Annotated in this window: 14 protein-coding genes and 2 riboswitches; of the genes, 12 read left to right on the top strand and 2 right to left on the bottom strand. The window is 66.8% G+C overall.

Going from position 1 to position 14,185, the window contains the following annotated elements; translation table 11 throughout:
- Nucleotides 1-732: a precorrin-2 C(20)-methyltransferase gene (locus AC1DW2_RS09545; protein WP_071915457.1), complete on the top strand. Its 732-nt coding sequence runs from the start codon at nt 1-3 to the stop codon at nt 730-732.
- Complete coding sequence (gene cobJ / locus AC1DW2_RS09540; protein ID WP_477005853.1) at nt 729-1,463, top strand: precorrin-3B C(17)-methyltransferase; 735 nt, start codon at nt 729-731, stop codon at nt 1,461-1,463. The genes AC1DW2_RS09545 and cobJ overlap by 4 nt, the downstream gene beginning before the upstream one ends.
- Here cobJ and AC1DW2_RS09535 read toward each other — a convergent pair.
- Nucleotides 1,439-2,185: a cobalt-precorrin-6A reductase gene (locus tag AC1DW2_RS09535; protein WP_477005852.1), complete on the bottom strand. Its 747-nt coding sequence runs from the start codon at nt 2,183-2,185 to the stop codon at nt 1,439-1,441. The genes cobJ and AC1DW2_RS09535 overlap by 25 nt on opposite strands.
- Between AC1DW2_RS09535 and cbiT the strand changes: the two genes are divergently transcribed.
- The 8 genes from cbiT (at nt 2,184) to cobT (ending at nt 9,378) form a co-directional block, all read left to right on the top strand.
- A complete protein-coding gene (gene cbiT / locus AC1DW2_RS09530) occupies nt 2,184-3,365 on the top strand; it encodes a precorrin-6Y C5,15-methyltransferase (decarboxylating) subunit CbiT (protein WP_477005851.1) in 1,182 nt (393 codons plus the stop codon). The genes AC1DW2_RS09535 and cbiT overlap by 2 nt on opposite strands.
- Complete coding sequence (locus AC1DW2_RS09525) at nt 3,362-3,730, top strand: cobalamin biosynthesis protein (RefSeq protein WP_477005850.1); 369 nt, start codon at nt 3,362-3,364, stop codon at nt 3,728-3,730. The genes cbiT and AC1DW2_RS09525 overlap by 4 nt, the downstream gene beginning before the upstream one ends.
- Nucleotides 3,727-4,509 (top strand): precorrin-4 C(11)-methyltransferase, encoded by a 783-nt coding sequence (gene cobM, locus AC1DW2_RS09520; RefSeq protein ID WP_477005849.1) that lies wholly within the window; start codon nt 3,727-3,729, stop codon nt 4,507-4,509. The genes AC1DW2_RS09525 and cobM overlap by 4 nt, the downstream gene beginning before the upstream one ends.
- Complete coding sequence (locus AC1DW2_RS09515; RefSeq protein ID WP_477005848.1) at nt 4,509-5,819, top strand: cobyrinate a,c-diamide synthase; 1,311 nt, start codon at nt 4,509-4,511, stop codon at nt 5,817-5,819. The genes cobM and AC1DW2_RS09515 overlap by 1 nt, the downstream gene beginning before the upstream one ends.
- Nucleotides 5,816-6,547, top strand: a complete 732-nt coding sequence (cobA, locus tag AC1DW2_RS09510) for a uroporphyrinogen-III C-methyltransferase (protein WP_477005847.1) — start codon at nt 5,816-5,818, stop codon at nt 6,545-6,547. Before AC1DW2_RS09515 ends, cobA begins: the two co-directional genes overlap by 4 nt.
- A 45-nt stretch (nt 6,548-6,592) precedes the next feature.
- A riboswitch (cobalamin riboswitch) is annotated at nt 6,593-6,810 on the top strand.
- Nucleotides 6,811-6,847: 37 nt separating this feature from the next.
- Nucleotides 6,848-7,525 carry an energy-coupling factor ABC transporter permease gene (locus AC1DW2_RS09505; RefSeq protein ID WP_063984424.1) on the top strand — a complete coding sequence of 226 codons (678 nt, stop codon included), beginning with the start codon at nt 6,848-6,850 and terminating at the stop codon, nt 7,523-7,525.
- A 40-nt stretch (nt 7,526-7,565) separates the two neighbouring features.
- Nucleotides 7,566-8,315 carry a precorrin-6A synthase (deacetylating) gene (cobF, locus tag AC1DW2_RS09500; protein WP_477005923.1) on the top strand — a complete coding sequence of 250 codons (750 nt, stop codon included), beginning with the start codon at nt 7,566-7,568 and terminating at the stop codon, nt 8,313-8,315.
- A gap of 10 nt (nt 8,316-8,325) precedes the next feature.
- Nucleotides 8,326-9,378, top strand: a complete 1,053-nt coding sequence (gene cobT, locus AC1DW2_RS09495) for a nicotinate-nucleotide--dimethylbenzimidazole phosphoribosyltransferase (protein ID WP_477005846.1) — start codon at nt 8,326-8,328, stop codon at nt 9,376-9,378.
- A 6-nt stretch (nt 9,379-9,384) separates the two neighbouring features.
- On the opposite strand, the gene AC1DW2_RS09490 is transcribed toward cobT, so the two are convergent.
- Complete coding sequence (locus tag AC1DW2_RS09490) at nt 9,385-9,957, bottom strand: histidine phosphatase family protein (RefSeq protein WP_477005845.1); 573 nt, start codon at nt 9,955-9,957, stop codon at nt 9,385-9,387.
- A 71-nt stretch (nt 9,958-10,028) separates the two neighbouring features.
- Nucleotides 10,029-10,230: riboswitch (cobalamin riboswitch) on the top strand.
- Between the two features lie 115 nt (nt 10,231-10,345).
- Between AC1DW2_RS09490 and AC1DW2_RS09485 the strand changes: the two genes are divergently transcribed.
- Nucleotides 10,346-12,718, top strand: coding sequence for a TonB-dependent receptor (locus tag AC1DW2_RS09485; protein WP_477005844.1), 2,373 nt, complete (start codon nt 10,346-10,348; stop codon nt 12,716-12,718).
- A gap of 12 nt (nt 12,719-12,730) precedes the next feature.
- Nucleotides 12,731-14,152 carry a PepSY domain-containing protein gene (locus AC1DW2_RS09480; RefSeq protein WP_477005843.1) on the top strand — a complete coding sequence of 474 codons (1,422 nt, stop codon included), beginning with the start codon at nt 12,731-12,733 and terminating at the stop codon, nt 14,150-14,152.
- The last annotated feature ends 33 nt before the right edge of the window (nt 14,153-14,185 follow it).

The following is a 14,185-nucleotide window of genomic DNA, read 5'->3' as shown; positions in this document are numbered from 1 at the left end:
ATGGGACGCATCATCTGCTGCGGTCTCGGCCCCGGCGATCCTGATATGATGAGCGTGCGCGCCGACCGGACGGTGCGGGCTGCGGAGCATGTCGCCTATTTCCGCAAGAAGGGCCGGCCCGGACAGGCTCGGCGGATCGTCGAAGGCATGTTGGCCTCCGACGTTACCGAATACGCAATGGAATATCCTGTTACGACGGAGCTCGCTTTCGATAGCCCGGAATATGTGCAGCTGCTCGCCGGCTTCTACGACGAATGGGCCGAGCGGCTGGCGCGGCTGGCACGTGCGGTGGACGTCGTCGTGCTCTGCGAGGGCGATCCTTACTTTTACGGCTCCTTCATGCATCTGCACACGCGCCTGCAAGGCCGTGTCGAGATCGAGGTGATCGCGGGGATTCCCGGCATGGTCGGCTGCTGGAACGGCGTCGGCCGGCCGATCGCGCTTGGCGACGACGTGACGACGGTGCTGATGGGTACGCTTCCCGAAGACGAGCTCGAACGGCGCATGCGCGATTCCGATGCGCTTGTCGTCATGAAGACCGGCCGCAATCTTTTAAAGGTGCGTCGCGCGCTGGCTTCCGCGGGTCGGCTGGACGATGCCTGGCTGGTTGAGCGCGGTACCATGCCGGGCGAGCGCGTGGTGCGGCTCGCCGAGATCGATGCCGCCGACTGTCCTTACTTCGCGATCGTGCTCGTGCACGGCAAGGGCCGGCATCTGGACGCCGCCGAATGACGGGCACGCTGACCATCGCGGGCCTCGGGCCGGGCAGCGATGCGCTCGTGACGCCCGAGGTCTCCGCCGCCCTTGCTGCCGCCACCGACATTCTGGGCTATGCGCCCTATGTTGCGCGCGTGCCGCCGCGGGCAGGGCTCACCTTGCACCCCTCCGACAATCGCGAAGAGCTGCAGCGCGCGGGCGAGGCCCTGCGGCTCGCGGCCGAAGGCGGGCAGGTCGTCGTCGTCTCCTCCGGCGACCCCGGCGTCTTCGCGATGGCGTCGGCCGTGTTCGAGGCGCTCGAACAGGCGCCGCAATGGCGCGAGCTTTCCATTCGCGTTTTACCCGGTATCACCGCGATGCTGGCGGCGGCTGCGCGCGCCGGCGCGCCGCTCGGCCATGATTTCTGCGCGATCAATCTCTCGGACAATCTCAAGCCGTGGGCGGTGATCGAGAAGCGCCTGCGGCTGGCCGCGGAAGCCGATTTTGCCATTGCGATGTACAATCCGCGCTCGGCAAACCGGCCGGAGGGTTTTGGCCGCGCGCTTGCGGTGTTGAAGGACGCCGGCTGCGGCGAGCGCCTCGTGATCTTCGCGCGCGCGATCAGCGCCGCCGATGAAAGGATCGAGACCGTCACGCTGAACGAAGCGACGCCTGAGATGGCCGACATGCGCACGCTGGTGATCGTCGGCAATGCGCAGACGCGCCGCGTCGGCCGCTGGGTCTATGCCCCGAGGCAGGCGCGATGACCGAGCCATGGCATGATCTTGGCCACGCTCTCAACCCGCAGCCGTTCGGGCAGTTTTGGCCGCGCGATCATGATCACGGGCAGGCTAAGCATCCGGGCTGCGTCGATCTTGGCGCGTGCGCCGTCGCCGCCGGAATTGCGGGCGACAATCCATGCGATGCCGCGCGTGCGCATCATTTCGAGCTCGCCGTCGAACGTGAACGGCCCGCGCGAGACGATCACGTCCGCAGCGAAGGGCAGCGGCGCCTCGGGCGGGTCGACGAACCGCAGCGTGTAGGTGTGCTCTGGCTTGCTCGCGAATGGCGCGATGTGCTGGCGGCCGATGGCGAGGAACACGTTTGCGGGCGTCTCGGGCAGCGCGGCGGCTGCGGCGGTGACGTCGGCGACTTCGACCCAGTTGTCGCCAGGCGCCTTCGTCCAAGGCGCACGCTCGAGTGCGATCAGCGGCGTGCCCGTTTGCGCGCACGCCTGGACCGCGTGGCGGCTCATCTCGGCAGCGAAGGGATGCGTGGCGTCGATCACATGCGTGATGCGCTCACGGCGAATATAGTCGGCAAGCCCGCTCACGCCGCCGAAGCCGCCGATGCGGGTCGGCAGCGGCTGATCGGCGGGCGCGCGGGTTCGGCCGCCATAGGAATACACGGCGTCGATGCGCGCGCGTGCGACTTCCGCGGCGAGCAAGGTCGCATCGGCGGTTCCGCCCAGAATGAGGGCGCGTGTCATGGCTGATCCCTGGCTGACCATCATCGGTATTGGCGAAGATGGCCTTGCCGGGCTGTCCGAGGCAAGCCGAAAGGCGCTTGCCAAGGCAGAAACTGTTTTTGGTGGCGAGCGTCATCTCGCGCTTGCTGATGTGGAGGGGCGCGGTCGCCCGTGGCCGGTGCCGTTCGACGCGGAGGTCGTGTTGAGCTGCCGCGGGCGGCCGACGGTGGTGCTCGCCTCCGGCGATCCGTTCTGGCACGGCGCGGGTGCAAGTCTCGCCGAGAAGCTCGATGCCATCGAGTGGATCGCGCATTCGGCGCCATCGACCTTCTCGCTTGCCGCCGCGCGGCTCGGCTGGCGCCTCGAAGCCATCGCCTGTCTCGGGCTTCATGCCGCGCCGTTCGAGCGTCTCGTGCCGCATCTGGTCCGAGGTGCGCGCATCATTTGCCTTGTGCGTGACGGCAAGGCGGCCGGTGATCTCGCCAAATGGCTGAGCGAGCGCGGGTGGGGCGCCTCGGCATTCTGGACTCTCGCCGCGCTCGGCGGGTCGCGCGAGAGCATCGCTGAGCATCGTGCCGACAGCTTTGTGGGCGGTCTCGCCGAAAACCTGGTCGCAGTAGCGGTCGAGGCGAGGGGCGGCCAAGGCATTCCGCGCAGCTCCGGCCTGTCAGACGATCTCTTCATTCACGACGGCCAGATCACCAAGCGGCCGGTGCGCGCGCTGGCGCTCTCGGCGCTGGCGCCGCGTCCCGGCGAGCGGCTGTGGGATATCGGCGCCGGCTCGGGTTCGATCTCGGTCGAATGGGCGCTGTGCGGCGGGACGGCGAGCGCCATCGAGACGCGCGAGGATCGCGCCGCGAATATCCGCAGCAATGCTGCAGCGTTCGGATTGGCGCATCGGATCACGATCGTAACGGGGGCCGCGCCGGACGCTCTCGCCGGACTGGAAGCGCCGGACGCGGTCTTCATCGGTGGCGGTCTCGATATCGCAATGTTCGATGCCATCTGGTCGCGGCTTCTGCCGGGGACGCGGCTCGTTGCGCATGCGGTGACGCTGGAGACGGAAGCGCTGCTCGGCGAACTGCACCAGCGCCACGGCGGTGAACTGATGCGGGTCGAGATTGCCCATGCCGCGCCGCTCGGCCGCTACCGGTCCTGGGAAGCGTCGCGGCCCGTGGTGCAATGGAGTGCGGTTCGATGAAAGTCGCCGGACTCGGATTCAAAAAGGATGTCACGCTGGCTTCGCTGCGCGAGGCGCTGCTTGCGGCCGGTGGTTTCGAAGGCCTCGCAGCGGTCGCGACTGTCAGCGACAAGGCCGACGCTGAAGCGCTAAAGCAGCTCGCGTGCGAATGCGGTGTGCCGATCAAGGCAGTCTCGGCTGAAGCGTTGGCCAACATCCACACGCCGACGCAGTCAAAACTCGTCGCGGAAAAGTTCGGCACGGGCTCGGTCGCTGAAGCCGCGGCGCTCGTTGCCGCTGGTCCTCGCGCGCGATTGATTGCGACGCGGGCGGTCTCGCGGGATCGCACCGCGACCGCCGCGATCGCGGAAGGAGACGGCGCATGACGGTGCACTTCATCGGTGCCGGGCCAGGCGCTCCGGATTTGCTGACGTTGCGCGGACGCGACCTCATTGCGGCCTGTCCGGTCTGCCTCTATGCGGGCTCGCTGGTGCCCGAGGGCGTGCTGGCGCATTGCCCGCCCGGTGCGCGCATCGTCAACACCGCGCCGCTGTCGCTCGACGAGATCATCGCGGAGATCGCGGCCGCGCATGCCGACGGCAAGGACGTTGCCCGCCTGCATTCCGGCGATCTCTCGATCTGGTCGGCGATGGGGGAGCAGCTGCGACGTCTGCGCACGCTCGGCATTCCCTACACGGTCACGCCGGGTGTTCCGTCGTTTTCGGCTGCAGCAGCCGCGCTGGAGACCGAGCTGACGCTGCCCGGTCTTGCCCAGTCAGTCGTGCTGACGCGCACGCCGGGCCGTGCCAGCGCAATGCCTGAGGGCGAACAGCTCGCGGCGTTTGCCGCCACCGGTGCGGTGCTCGCGATCCATCTGTCGATCCATCTGCTCGGCAAGGTCGTCGCCGAGCTGACGCCGCATTACGGCGCGGACTGCCCGGTCGCGATCGTCTGGCGCGCGAGCTGGCCGGATCAGCGCATCGTTCGCGCCACGCTGGCGACGCTCGATGCGGCCGTCGGCACCGAGATGGAACGCACCGCGCTCATTTTGGTTGGCAAGACGCTCGGCGCTGCGGATTTTGACGAGAGCCGCCTCTATGCCGTCGACTACGACCGCCGCTATCGGCCGGTCGGTGCCGAACCGCGCTTTCCGGAGGCATCGTGATGCCGGCAGGGCTCGTCATCTCTGCGCCGGCCTCCGGCGTCGGCAAGACCACGCTGACGCTGGCGCTGGCGCGCGCCTGGCGCAATCGGGGATTGAACGTGCAGTGTTTCAAGAGCGGACCCGACTATATCGATCCCGCCTTCCATGCCGCTGCGACGGGGCGCGCTTCCGTCAACGTCGATAGCTGGGCAATGGATCGCGAGACGATTGCTCATCTCGTCGGTCGCGGCACTGATGCCGATGTCGTGCTCGCGGAGGGCTCGATGGGCCTGTTCGACGGCGTCGCCGCGCGCGGCGTCTCCGGCACCGGCGCCACCGCCGACATTGCGGAGATGCTGGGCTGGCCGGTGCTGCTGGTGATCGATCCCTCCGGACAGGCGCAGACGGCGGCGGCGATCGCCGCAGGCCTTCGTGACTATCGCGCGGGTGTGCAGCTTGCCGGCGTGGTGCTCAATCGCGTCGCCAGCCCGCGGCATGAAGATCTCGTGCGGCGTGCACTCAACGACGCCGGCATCGCCGTGTTCGGCGCGCTGCCGCGCCATGCCGAGATCAGCCTGCCGAAACGGCATCTCGGCCTGGTGCAGGCCGAGGAGCAGGCCGAGATCGGCAAGCTGATCGACGAAGCCGCGCGCTTCGTCGCCGAACACGTCGATCTCGATGCGGTGCTGCGATCGGCAGCAGGCTGGTCGCCGCAGCCGGCGGCAAGCGGCATCAATGTGACGCCGCCCGGGCAGCGCATTGCGTTGGCCCGCGATGCCGCGTTCTCCTTCATCTATCCGCACATGCTGGAAGCCTGGCGCGCGGCTGGCGCCGAGATCTCGACATTCTCGCCGCTTGCCGATGAAGCGCCTGACGCGAGCGCCGATGTCTGCTGGCTGCCCGGCGGCTATCCCGAACTCCATGCCGGCACGATCGCGGCCAATGCCCGCTTTCGCAGCGGCTTGCGCGCGTTCGCTGACACACGGCCGGTGCACGGCGAATGCGGAGGCTATATGGTGCTGGGAACCGCTCTGACCGACGCCGACGGCAATCGTCATGAGATGACGGGCCTGCTCGGACTGGAGACGAGCTTTGCCAAGCGCCGCATGCATCTCGGCTATCGTCTCGCTGCGCTCGCCGCGCCGATGCCGGGCCATCAGGCCGGCGCGCGCCTGCGCGGTCATGAGTTCCACTATTCGACGATTATCGCGCAGCCGGATACGCCGCTGGCGGTCGTGCACGATGCAACAGGCGCGGTCATCGCCGAGACCGGCTCGCGCCGCGGTCATGCCACCGGCACGTTCTTCCATCTGATCGCGGAGGATCGGTGAGCGGTTTTGTCACTTTCATTTCGGCCGGCCCCGGCGACCCCGAGCTCCTCACGCTCAAAGGCGCGGCGCGGCTGCGCGATGCCGACGTCGTGCTCTATGACGACCTCGCCTCGGGCGCGATCCTCGATCTGGCCCGGCCCGGCGCCAATCTCGTCGCGGTCGGGAAGCGAGCAGGGCGGCCCTCGACCAAGCAGCACCACGTCAACCGCCTGCTGGTCGACTATGCCGCGGCCGGTGTCCGTGTGGTGCGGCTGAAATCGGGCGATGCCGGTATCTTTGGCCGGCTCGAGGAGGAGCTGGAGGCGCTGCGCGAAGCCGGCATCGGCTACGAGATCATTCCCGGAATCACCTCGGCCTGTGTCGCCGCCGCGCAAGCCGGCATTCCCCTGACCCGGCGCCACACCTCGCGCCGGGTGCAGTTCGTGACCGGGGCCGATGTCACCGGCGAGCTGCCGCAGAATTTGAACTGGGCGGCGCTGGCGGATCCCGAAGCGACCACCGTCGTCTATATGGGCCGGCGTACCTTCCCGGCGCTTGTCGCAAAATTGATCGAGCACGGCCTCGCCCCTGATAGCCCGGCGCTGTTCGCCGAATCCCTCGGTCGTCCCGACGAACGGCTGGTCCGCACCACCATTGCCGAGCTGGCCGAGCAGCTTTCGCGGGGCGGCGCTGCCTCGACGGCCGCCGTGATCCTGTTCGGCGCGCTGGCGGGCGATTATCCGTCATGACCGTCCCGGCCGCCCTTCGCCCCTTGACGCCCGGCGGGCGAAGGGGGCACACAAGAGACGCATGGTGCTCGAGGCGGCGCAAACCGCCGGAGCATAATCGGGAATGGGGGTGGGCGGACAGTTGCGCCGCCCAAAACCCCAGCCGCCCCCGCGACTGTAAGCGGTGAGGGACTCCGATCAGCCACTGGGCCGCAAGGCCCGGGAAGGCCGGAGAACCCCAGTGAACCGCGAGCCAGGAGACCGGCCGTGCATGTCTTGTGGCCAAGGCCGTCGGGTGTGACGGCAGGAAGGAACTGAACCATGCATATCGAACCCGGAGTCGTATCGGGCGCCAAGCTCGTGTTGAGTTACGCAACCGGCATCGCCGTCGGCGGCGTTGCGCTGAAGCTCGCGGTCGAGACCGTGCGCGAGCAGGGCATCACGTCGTTCGCGGCGCGGACGCTCGCCACCACAGGCCTCGTGTTCGTCTTCTTCGAGATCCTGCCGCACTTCCCGGTCGGCGTCTCCGAGGTGCACTTCATCCTTGGCTCGACCCTGTTCCTGCTGTTTGGGGCGGCGCCCGCGGCCTTCGGCCTTGCGTTCGGACTGTTGTTCCAGGGCATCTTCTTCGAGCCGCCCGATCTGCCGCAGTTCGGCATGAACGTCACCACGCTGCTGGTGCCGCTGTTCGGGATCCAGGCGATCGCCGCGCGGATCATTGCCCGCAACACCGCCTATGTCGATCTCAGGTATCGCCAGGCGCTGGCGCTTTCGACCACGTATCAGGCCGGCGTCATCGCCTGGGTCGCGTTCTGGGCGCTCTATGGCTCGGGCTTCGGTGCGACCAACCTCGTCAACATCGCGACCTTTGCGGCCTCCTACGCGCTCGTCATCGTGATCGAGCCGCTCGCCGATCTCGGTGTGCTGGCGCTGGCGAAGTCGCTGCGCGGCGTCACCGCGCCCGGCCTCGTCACGCCGCGCCTGCACAACGCGGCTTAAGAGACAAGGGGCGGCCGTCATGGCCGCCCCTGCACGCGCGATGCTCACGCTCTCCCTGATAGGCATCGGTTGCGGCGATCCCGAGCAGCTCACGCGCGCCGCCGTTCAAGCCATCAACGCGGCCGATCTCATCCTGATCCCGCGCAAGGGGAGGGCGAAGTCCGATCTCGCGGATCTCAGGCGGACGATCTGCGCGGATGTGCTCACCAATCCAACGACGCGCATTGCCGAGTTCGACCTTCCCGTGCGCGATGCCGGTGAAGCGGATTATCACAAGGGCGTCGACGATTGGCACGATGCCGTGGCCGCGGCCTGGTCGCAGACGATCGCGAGCCAGCTCGGTGATGATGGCAAGGTCGCGCTGCTGATCTGGGGCGATCCCTCACTGTACGATTCCTCGCTGCGCATTGCGCGGCGGCTCGATCCCTTGCCTGATATCGACGTCGTGCCCGGCATCACTTCGATCCAGGCGCTGTGCGCGGCGCATGCGCTGCCGCTCAACGACATCGGCGAGCCTTTCCTGGTCACGACGGGACGCCGCTTGCGCGAAGGCGGCTGGCCGCAGGGCGTCGACACCGTGGTGGTGATGCTCGACGGCGGCACCGCGTTCCAGTCGCTCGATCCAGCCGGGCTGCACATCTGGTGGGGCGCCTATCTCGGCATGCCCGATCAGATCGTCATGTCGGGCGTTCTGGCCGAGATCGGCCCGCACATCGTCGCCGCGCGACAGGATGCGCGCGAGCGGCAAGGCTGGATCATGGACAGCTACATTCTCAAGCGCAGGCCGTAAGCGAGGCAGCATGCTCCCCGATTGGGTCACCCGGAAATGCCCAGATGTCTCCGCTGTCCATCGCGAGGTGGCGCTCGCGCGGCAGGCGCAACTCACAAAACCGGCCGGCGCGCTCGGCCGGCTGGAGCAGCTTGCGGTCGAGCTTGCGGGCCTGCAAGCGACCGAGCAGCCGCGCGCCGCGCGGGTGCCGATCATCGTCTTCGCCGGCGATCACGGCATCGTCGCGCAGGGCGTGTCGGCCTATCCGCAAGGAGTGACCATCGCGATGATGGCGAATTTTGCCTCGGGCGGTGCCGCGATCTCGGTGCTGGCGCGTGAGCTTGGCTCAAACCTTGAGGTCGTCGACGCCGGTACGCTGGCGCAGGAGGAGATGGCCGGAATCGTCACCGACAAGCCGCGCCGGGGCACGCGCGACTTCAGCGTGGAAGCCGCGCTCACCCCCACGGAGCTGGCATTCGCCTTCGAAGCCGGTCAGCGCGCAGTCGCGCGCGCGGCAGCCGGCAGGCCCGATCTTCTGATCTTCGGCGAGATGGGCATCGGCAATACCACGACGTCGGCCGCGATTGCGGCGAGCCTGCTCGGCATCAGTGCCGAGGAGATCGCGGGCAGCGGTACCGGCGTCGACGCGGCCGGCCGCGCGCACAAGGCGGGTGTGATCGATGCGGCGATTGCGCATCACGGCATTGCGGGCGCTTCGCCGGAAAAAATCCTGTGCGCCGTCGGCGGCCTCGAAATCGCGGCGATTTGCGGCGCCATCATTGCGGCTGCGCAAGCCCGCATTCCCGTGTTGATCGATGGCTTCATCGTATCGGTGGCGGCGCTGGCGGCGGTGCGGCTGAACCCGTCGTGCCAGCCATTCCTGCTGCCGTCGCATCAATCGGCGGAGCAGGGGCATCGGCTGGTGCTGCGTGCGCTGAACGTGCAGCCGTTGATCAGCCTCGATCTCAGGCTCGGCGAAGGATCGGGTGCGGCCATCGCGCTGCCGCTGGTGCGGCTCGCGTGCAGCCTTCACAACGGCATGGCGACCTTCGCGCAGGCCAATGTACCGGATCGCCCGGCCTGACCCGGCTCAAGCCGCGCGCTGATTGACCGCGACGACGCGCCAGCCGGTGGCGAGCCGGTCGATCCGGGTCAGTGAAAACGGATCGATCACGAAGCGCAGGGCCGCTTGTGGTGTCAGGTCCAGCGCAATGCAGAGTGCGGCGCGGATGGTGCCGGAATGGACGACGAGCGTTGCTGAGCCGGCGCCGATTTGCGCGAGACCCAGCCGCACACGCGCGACCTGATCCTCAAAGCTTTCGCCGCCCGGCGGCCGCGCGTGCGCCGGATCGCTCCAGAACTGCGCATAGGCCTCGCCGCCGGTCGCGGCGAGCCCGTCATGCCGCCGGCCGGTCCAGTCGCCAAAATCCTGCTCGCCAAATTCGGGCACCAACGCGGGTTCGAGTCCCAGCGCGCGCGCCGTCTCAACCGTGCGTCGCGCCGGGCTCGCAAAGCTCGCAGCATCTGGCGGGAGCCTCTGCCGCAACGCCTCCAGTTGCACGCGATCGCCGAGATCGGCGGGCGCGTCGGCCGCGTGGATCGTCCCTTTGACGCCGTCGACGGGCGCATGCCGTATCAGCCAGAGGAAGGTCTCGCCTTCCATGCCTATCTCCAAGGAAGTTGGTCGCTGTGGTAATAACGTCGTACCGGCACATTGACTCTGTCTTGTTGGTAATCCTAGATGGCTTTGACGGTTTCCCCGAGTGGGGATGAAAAGGGAATGCGGTGCGGGGATTTTGTCCCCAATGCCGCGGCTGCCCCCGCAACTGTAAGCGGCGAATCTTGCGTCACGAGCCACTGGGTATCTCGGTCCCGGGAAGGCGATGCAAGGTACTGACCCGCGAGCCAGGAGACCTGCCGTCAGCCGTGGTCACACGCGAAGATGTCGGTCGGGGAGTACAGACATTCGGCTTCATCGGAAGGCTCAAAGGCCGGAGGTGGGACCTGGTTCGCTGTGACGTGCCACTGACGTCATACCGAGGTCCCGAACTGTGTCTTCCATTCGTCTTGTACGACCGCGTTGCTTCCTGCTCGCTTCCGCCGCGCTTACTTCATTYGCAGTCGCCGATCTGCCCGCAGCGCTGGCGCAGCAGGCCCGCGAGCCGCTGCCGCCGGTCGAGGTGTCGCCCGCCCAATCCCGCAAACCGGCAAAGCCGGCGGCCCGGGACGCGCAGAGCCCACGCCGCGCAGCATCGCGCAGGCCAGCGGCCGCATCGGCCGCGGCCAAGCCCGTCGTGCCGACCGCGGCGGCGCAGACGCCGCTCAACACCAATGTGGTTGCCGAGAGCGCCTCGCGCCTCGGCCTGACCGTGCAGGAGACACCCGCGACCGTCGAAGTCATCTCGGCCGAGACCATGCGGGAGCAGGGCTATCGCACCGTGTCGGAGGTTGCGCAGGGCGCGGTCGGTGTCACCTCCGGCGACAATCCGGCCGAGCCCGCGGCTTTCTCCATGCGTGGCTTCACCAACAGCCAGATCAACATGCTCTACAACGGCATCAAGATCGGTCCGCAGAACATGACCTCGCGGATCACGGATACGGCCAATCTCGCAGCCGTGGAATTTTTGAAAGGCCCGGCCTCGCTGATGTCGGGCGAAGGTGCCGCCGGTGGCGCAATCAACTTGATCACGAAGCAGCCACACACCGGGCCGATCCGGAATGAAGCCGACTTTTCCTGGGATTCGCTCAACTCGTTCGGCGTCCATTACGGCTCGGGCGGCAGCACCAATTTGCAGGGGCTCGACTACCGCTTCGACATCAGCCGCGCCTCGCTCAATGGCTTTGCCGACGACACCAATACCAAGACGCTGGATGTGTCTGGCCAGCTCAATTACCGCATCTCCGACAGTCTCAAGATCTGGGGCGCGATCGAGTACCGGGAAGATCGCTCGAAGGCCTATTGGGGCGCACCGCTGGTACCGATCGCCTTCAGCGGTTCGCATGCGACGAGCGGCATTGTTTCGGGTAATTACGTCTCGAACTTCAACAAAACGAATCTCGGTGCGATCACGATCGACGATCGTACCTTCAACACCAATTACAACGTTCTCGACAACCGCAACGTGGCACAAGAGGTGTGGCTGCGCGGCGGCTTCGAACTGAAGCTGGCGCCTGACCTGACGCTGAAGAGCCAAGCCTATGCCTATGGCGCGGAGCGTACCTGGTTCAACAACGAGATCGAGGCTTTCAATGCCAGTACGGGCCTGCCCAACTCGAACATGGTCGATCGCGAGCGCTTCTATGTTGCACATAGCCAACGCCTTGTCGGCAACATTACCGACCTGATTTGGGACGCTAATATCGCAGGCTTCGACAACCGCCTGGTCACGACACTTTCGTCCAGCTATCTCGATTTCGTCAGGCCGGGCGCGGCCAACTTCCCGGACGATTACGTCTCGCTCGTCAATCCCGACCGTGGCCTTTACGGCCTGCTCACGACGCAGCAGCAGACCGCGCGCATCGACAACGAGGCGCTGTCGTTCGAGGACCGGGTGAAGCTCACGCGAACCTTCGCGCTGGTCGGCGGCCTCCGCGTCGAGCATATCGGGCTTGACCGCAACTCGACCGACGCCGCCGGGCTGGAAAAGGCGAACTTCCCGTTCTCGAAGTCCTGGGTCCCGACGACGGGGCGCATTGGCTATACCTGGGACGCCGTTCCCGGCCTGACCTTCTTCAGTCAGTACGCGACCGGTGCTGATGTCTCAGCCAACAACATCTTCCTGCTTGGGCCAGCCCAGCCGCTCGACCTGACGACCTCGCGCACCTATGAGACGGGCGTCAAGCATCTGTTGTGGAACAACAGGGCGGAATGGTCGTTCTCGGCCTACGATATCCAGCGCAAGAACGTCTATGCGGCGGCTGGCGGCATGCAGCTCAACATCGCGGGACGGCAGGAGTCGAAGGGCGTCGAGCTCGCTGCGGCCATCCGGCCGATCGAGCCCCTGCGGCTCTGGGGCAACATCGCCTATGTCGATGCGCGCTACGCCGACTACAATTTCGTCGGCGGTTCGTTCTCCGGCAACACGCCGCCGAACGTGCCGCGTGTCGTGGCCAATGCCGGTGCGTCGTACCGGTTCTTCACGCCCTGGCCGGTGGAGCTCGGCATCACGGGCCGCTATGTCGGCGACCGCTACAACACCGATGCCAACGTCGTGACGATGAAGGCCTACACCGTCGCCGACGTCTACGCCTTCGTCGACATCCCGAAGACGGTGTTCAACGCGGTCGACCAGGCCCGTCTGGGCTTCCGCGTGCGCAACATCACCGACAAGCGCTACGCGATCTGGGGCGATCCGTTCTATCCCGACCAGATCCTGCTCGGTGCGCCCAGGACCTATGAGCTCTCGGCCGCGTTCAAATGGTAGGGCGCTGACCACATGATGAACGCGATCGTGCTGCTGCATCGCTGGCTCGGGATCGCGTTCTGCCTGCTGTTCGCGATGTGGTTCGCGAGCGGAATCGTGATGCACTTCGTCCCGTTTCCGTCGTTGACGGAAGCGGAACGTTTTTCCGGGCTCGCGCCGGTGGCTGGCGGAGAGGTGAGGATTGCGGTCGCGGATGCCGTCGCCGCGAGCGGGGTCGCGGACGCCACGCGCGTTCGCCTGGTCCAGCGGAGCGACGGGCCGGTCTATGTCGTGTCGGACCCGTCGCGTGTGCGCGCGGTCCATGCCTCCGACGGACGGGATGCATCGGTGACGTCCGTCGACGTCGCGGTCGGTATCGCGCGGGATCATGCCCGGCAACGCGGGCTCGATGCCGCGCGGGCGGCGATGACTTCGGGCGCGGATTATGATCAATGGAGCGTACCCAACGGCTTTGATCGACACCGGCCTCTGTTGCGCGTCGCTCTTGGCGATGCGGCCGGAACCGAGGTCTATGTCTCCTCGCGCACCGGCGAAGTCGTGCTGGATACGACCCGCAGCGAGCGCGGGTGGAATTTGGCCGGCAGCGTCCTGCACTGGATCTATCCGACGGTCCTGAGGAGCAACTGGTCCCTTTGGGATCAGGTGGTCTCGACATTGTCGCTGGTGGCTTTTATCGCCGCGACGCTCGGCGCGGTGCTCGGAATTACCAGGATCAGGATTCGAGGGCGTCGGGTCTCGTCGCCTTATCGCGGCTGGCACGCACTGCATCACATCATTGGTCTCGTCGCGACCGTTTTCGTACTGACCTGGAGTTTCAGTGGCTGGCTCTCGATGGATCACGGCCGGCTGTTCTCGCGCGGGGAGCTGACCCCGACCGAAGCAGGCGTGGTGTATGCCGCGCCGGACTGGACGACGGCCCCACCGGTCGGTCAGCCATCGGCTAGCGAAGTCGAATGGTTCGACGTCAACGGTGTTGTCTACCGGCGCGACCGGATCGGCCTCGCCAGTCAGACCTTAACCAAAACGGAGGAGGCGAGCCGCAGCCGGCAGCTGGCATTCCTCGGCGAGAAGGATGTCCATGACCTGACGACGCGCCTTGCGCCGGGTTGCGGCGCCCCGTCCGTTCTAGCCGACAATGACGACTATCTCGCGCACTCGGCTGTCCCCGGAGCGCCCGTCTATCGCTCCCGATGCGGCGACCTCTGGTTCGACATCGACGGTGCCGACGGCCGCGTGCTGCAAAGACTGGATGCCTCGCGGCGCGCCCATCGCTGGTTCTATAGCGCGCTTCACACGCTCGATTTTCCCGTTCTCATGGCGCATCCGCGTCTGCGCGATATCCTGGTCGTCGGGCTCTGCTTGCTGGGGCTGGCATTTTCTGTCACCGGCATCGTCATCGGCTGGCGGCGCTTGCGGTCGACCTTCGCGGCTTGAGCTGCGTATCGAACAAATCATATGCGCCATGCA

The sequence above is a fragment of the Bradyrhizobium sp. P3_C3 genome (assembly GCF_056402655.1).
This window is presented reverse-complemented; position numbering and strand designations above follow the sequence as displayed.

Bases quoted from the DNA above. Each gene is read 5' to 3' on its own strand.
- AC1DW2_RS09545 (WP_071915457.1), top strand. From the start codon at position 1: ATGGGACGCATCATCTGCTGCGGTCTCGGCCCCGGCGATCCTGATATG.
- cobJ (WP_477005853.1), top strand. From the start codon at position 729: ATGACGGGCACGCTGACCATCGCGGGCCTCGGGCCGGGCAGCGATGCG.
- cbiT (WP_477005851.1), top strand. From the start codon at position 2,184: ATGGCTGATCCCTGGCTGACCATCATCGGTATTGGCGAAGATGGCCTT.
- AC1DW2_RS09535 (WP_477005852.1), bottom strand. From the start codon at position 2,185: ATGACACGCGCCCTCATTCTGGGCGGAACCGCCGATGCGACCTTGCTC.
- AC1DW2_RS09525 (WP_477005850.1), top strand. From the start codon at position 3,362: ATGAAAGTCGCCGGACTCGGATTCAAAAAGGATGTCACGCTGGCTTCG.
- cobM (WP_477005849.1), top strand. From the start codon at position 3,727: ATGACGGTGCACTTCATCGGTGCCGGGCCAGGCGCTCCGGATTTGCTG.
- AC1DW2_RS09515 (WP_477005848.1), top strand. From the start codon at position 4,509: ATGCCGGCAGGGCTCGTCATCTCTGCGCCGGCCTCCGGCGTCGGCAAG.
- AC1DW2_RS09505 (WP_063984424.1), top strand. From the start codon at position 6,848: ATGCATATCGAACCCGGAGTCGTATCGGGCGCCAAGCTCGTGTTGAGT.
- cobF (WP_477005923.1), top strand. From the start codon at position 7,566: ATGCTCACGCTCTCCCTGATAGGCATCGGTTGCGGCGATCCCGAGCAG.
- cobT (WP_477005846.1), top strand. From the start codon at position 8,326: ATGCTCCCCGATTGGGTCACCCGGAAATGCCCAGATGTCTCCGCTGTC.
- AC1DW2_RS09490 (WP_477005845.1), bottom strand. From the start codon at position 9,957: ATGGAAGGCGAGACCTTCCTCTGGCTGATACGGCATGCGCCCGTCGAC.
- AC1DW2_RS09480 (WP_477005843.1), top strand. From the start codon at position 12,731: ATGATGAACGCGATCGTGCTGCTGCATCGCTGGCTCGGGATCGCGTTC.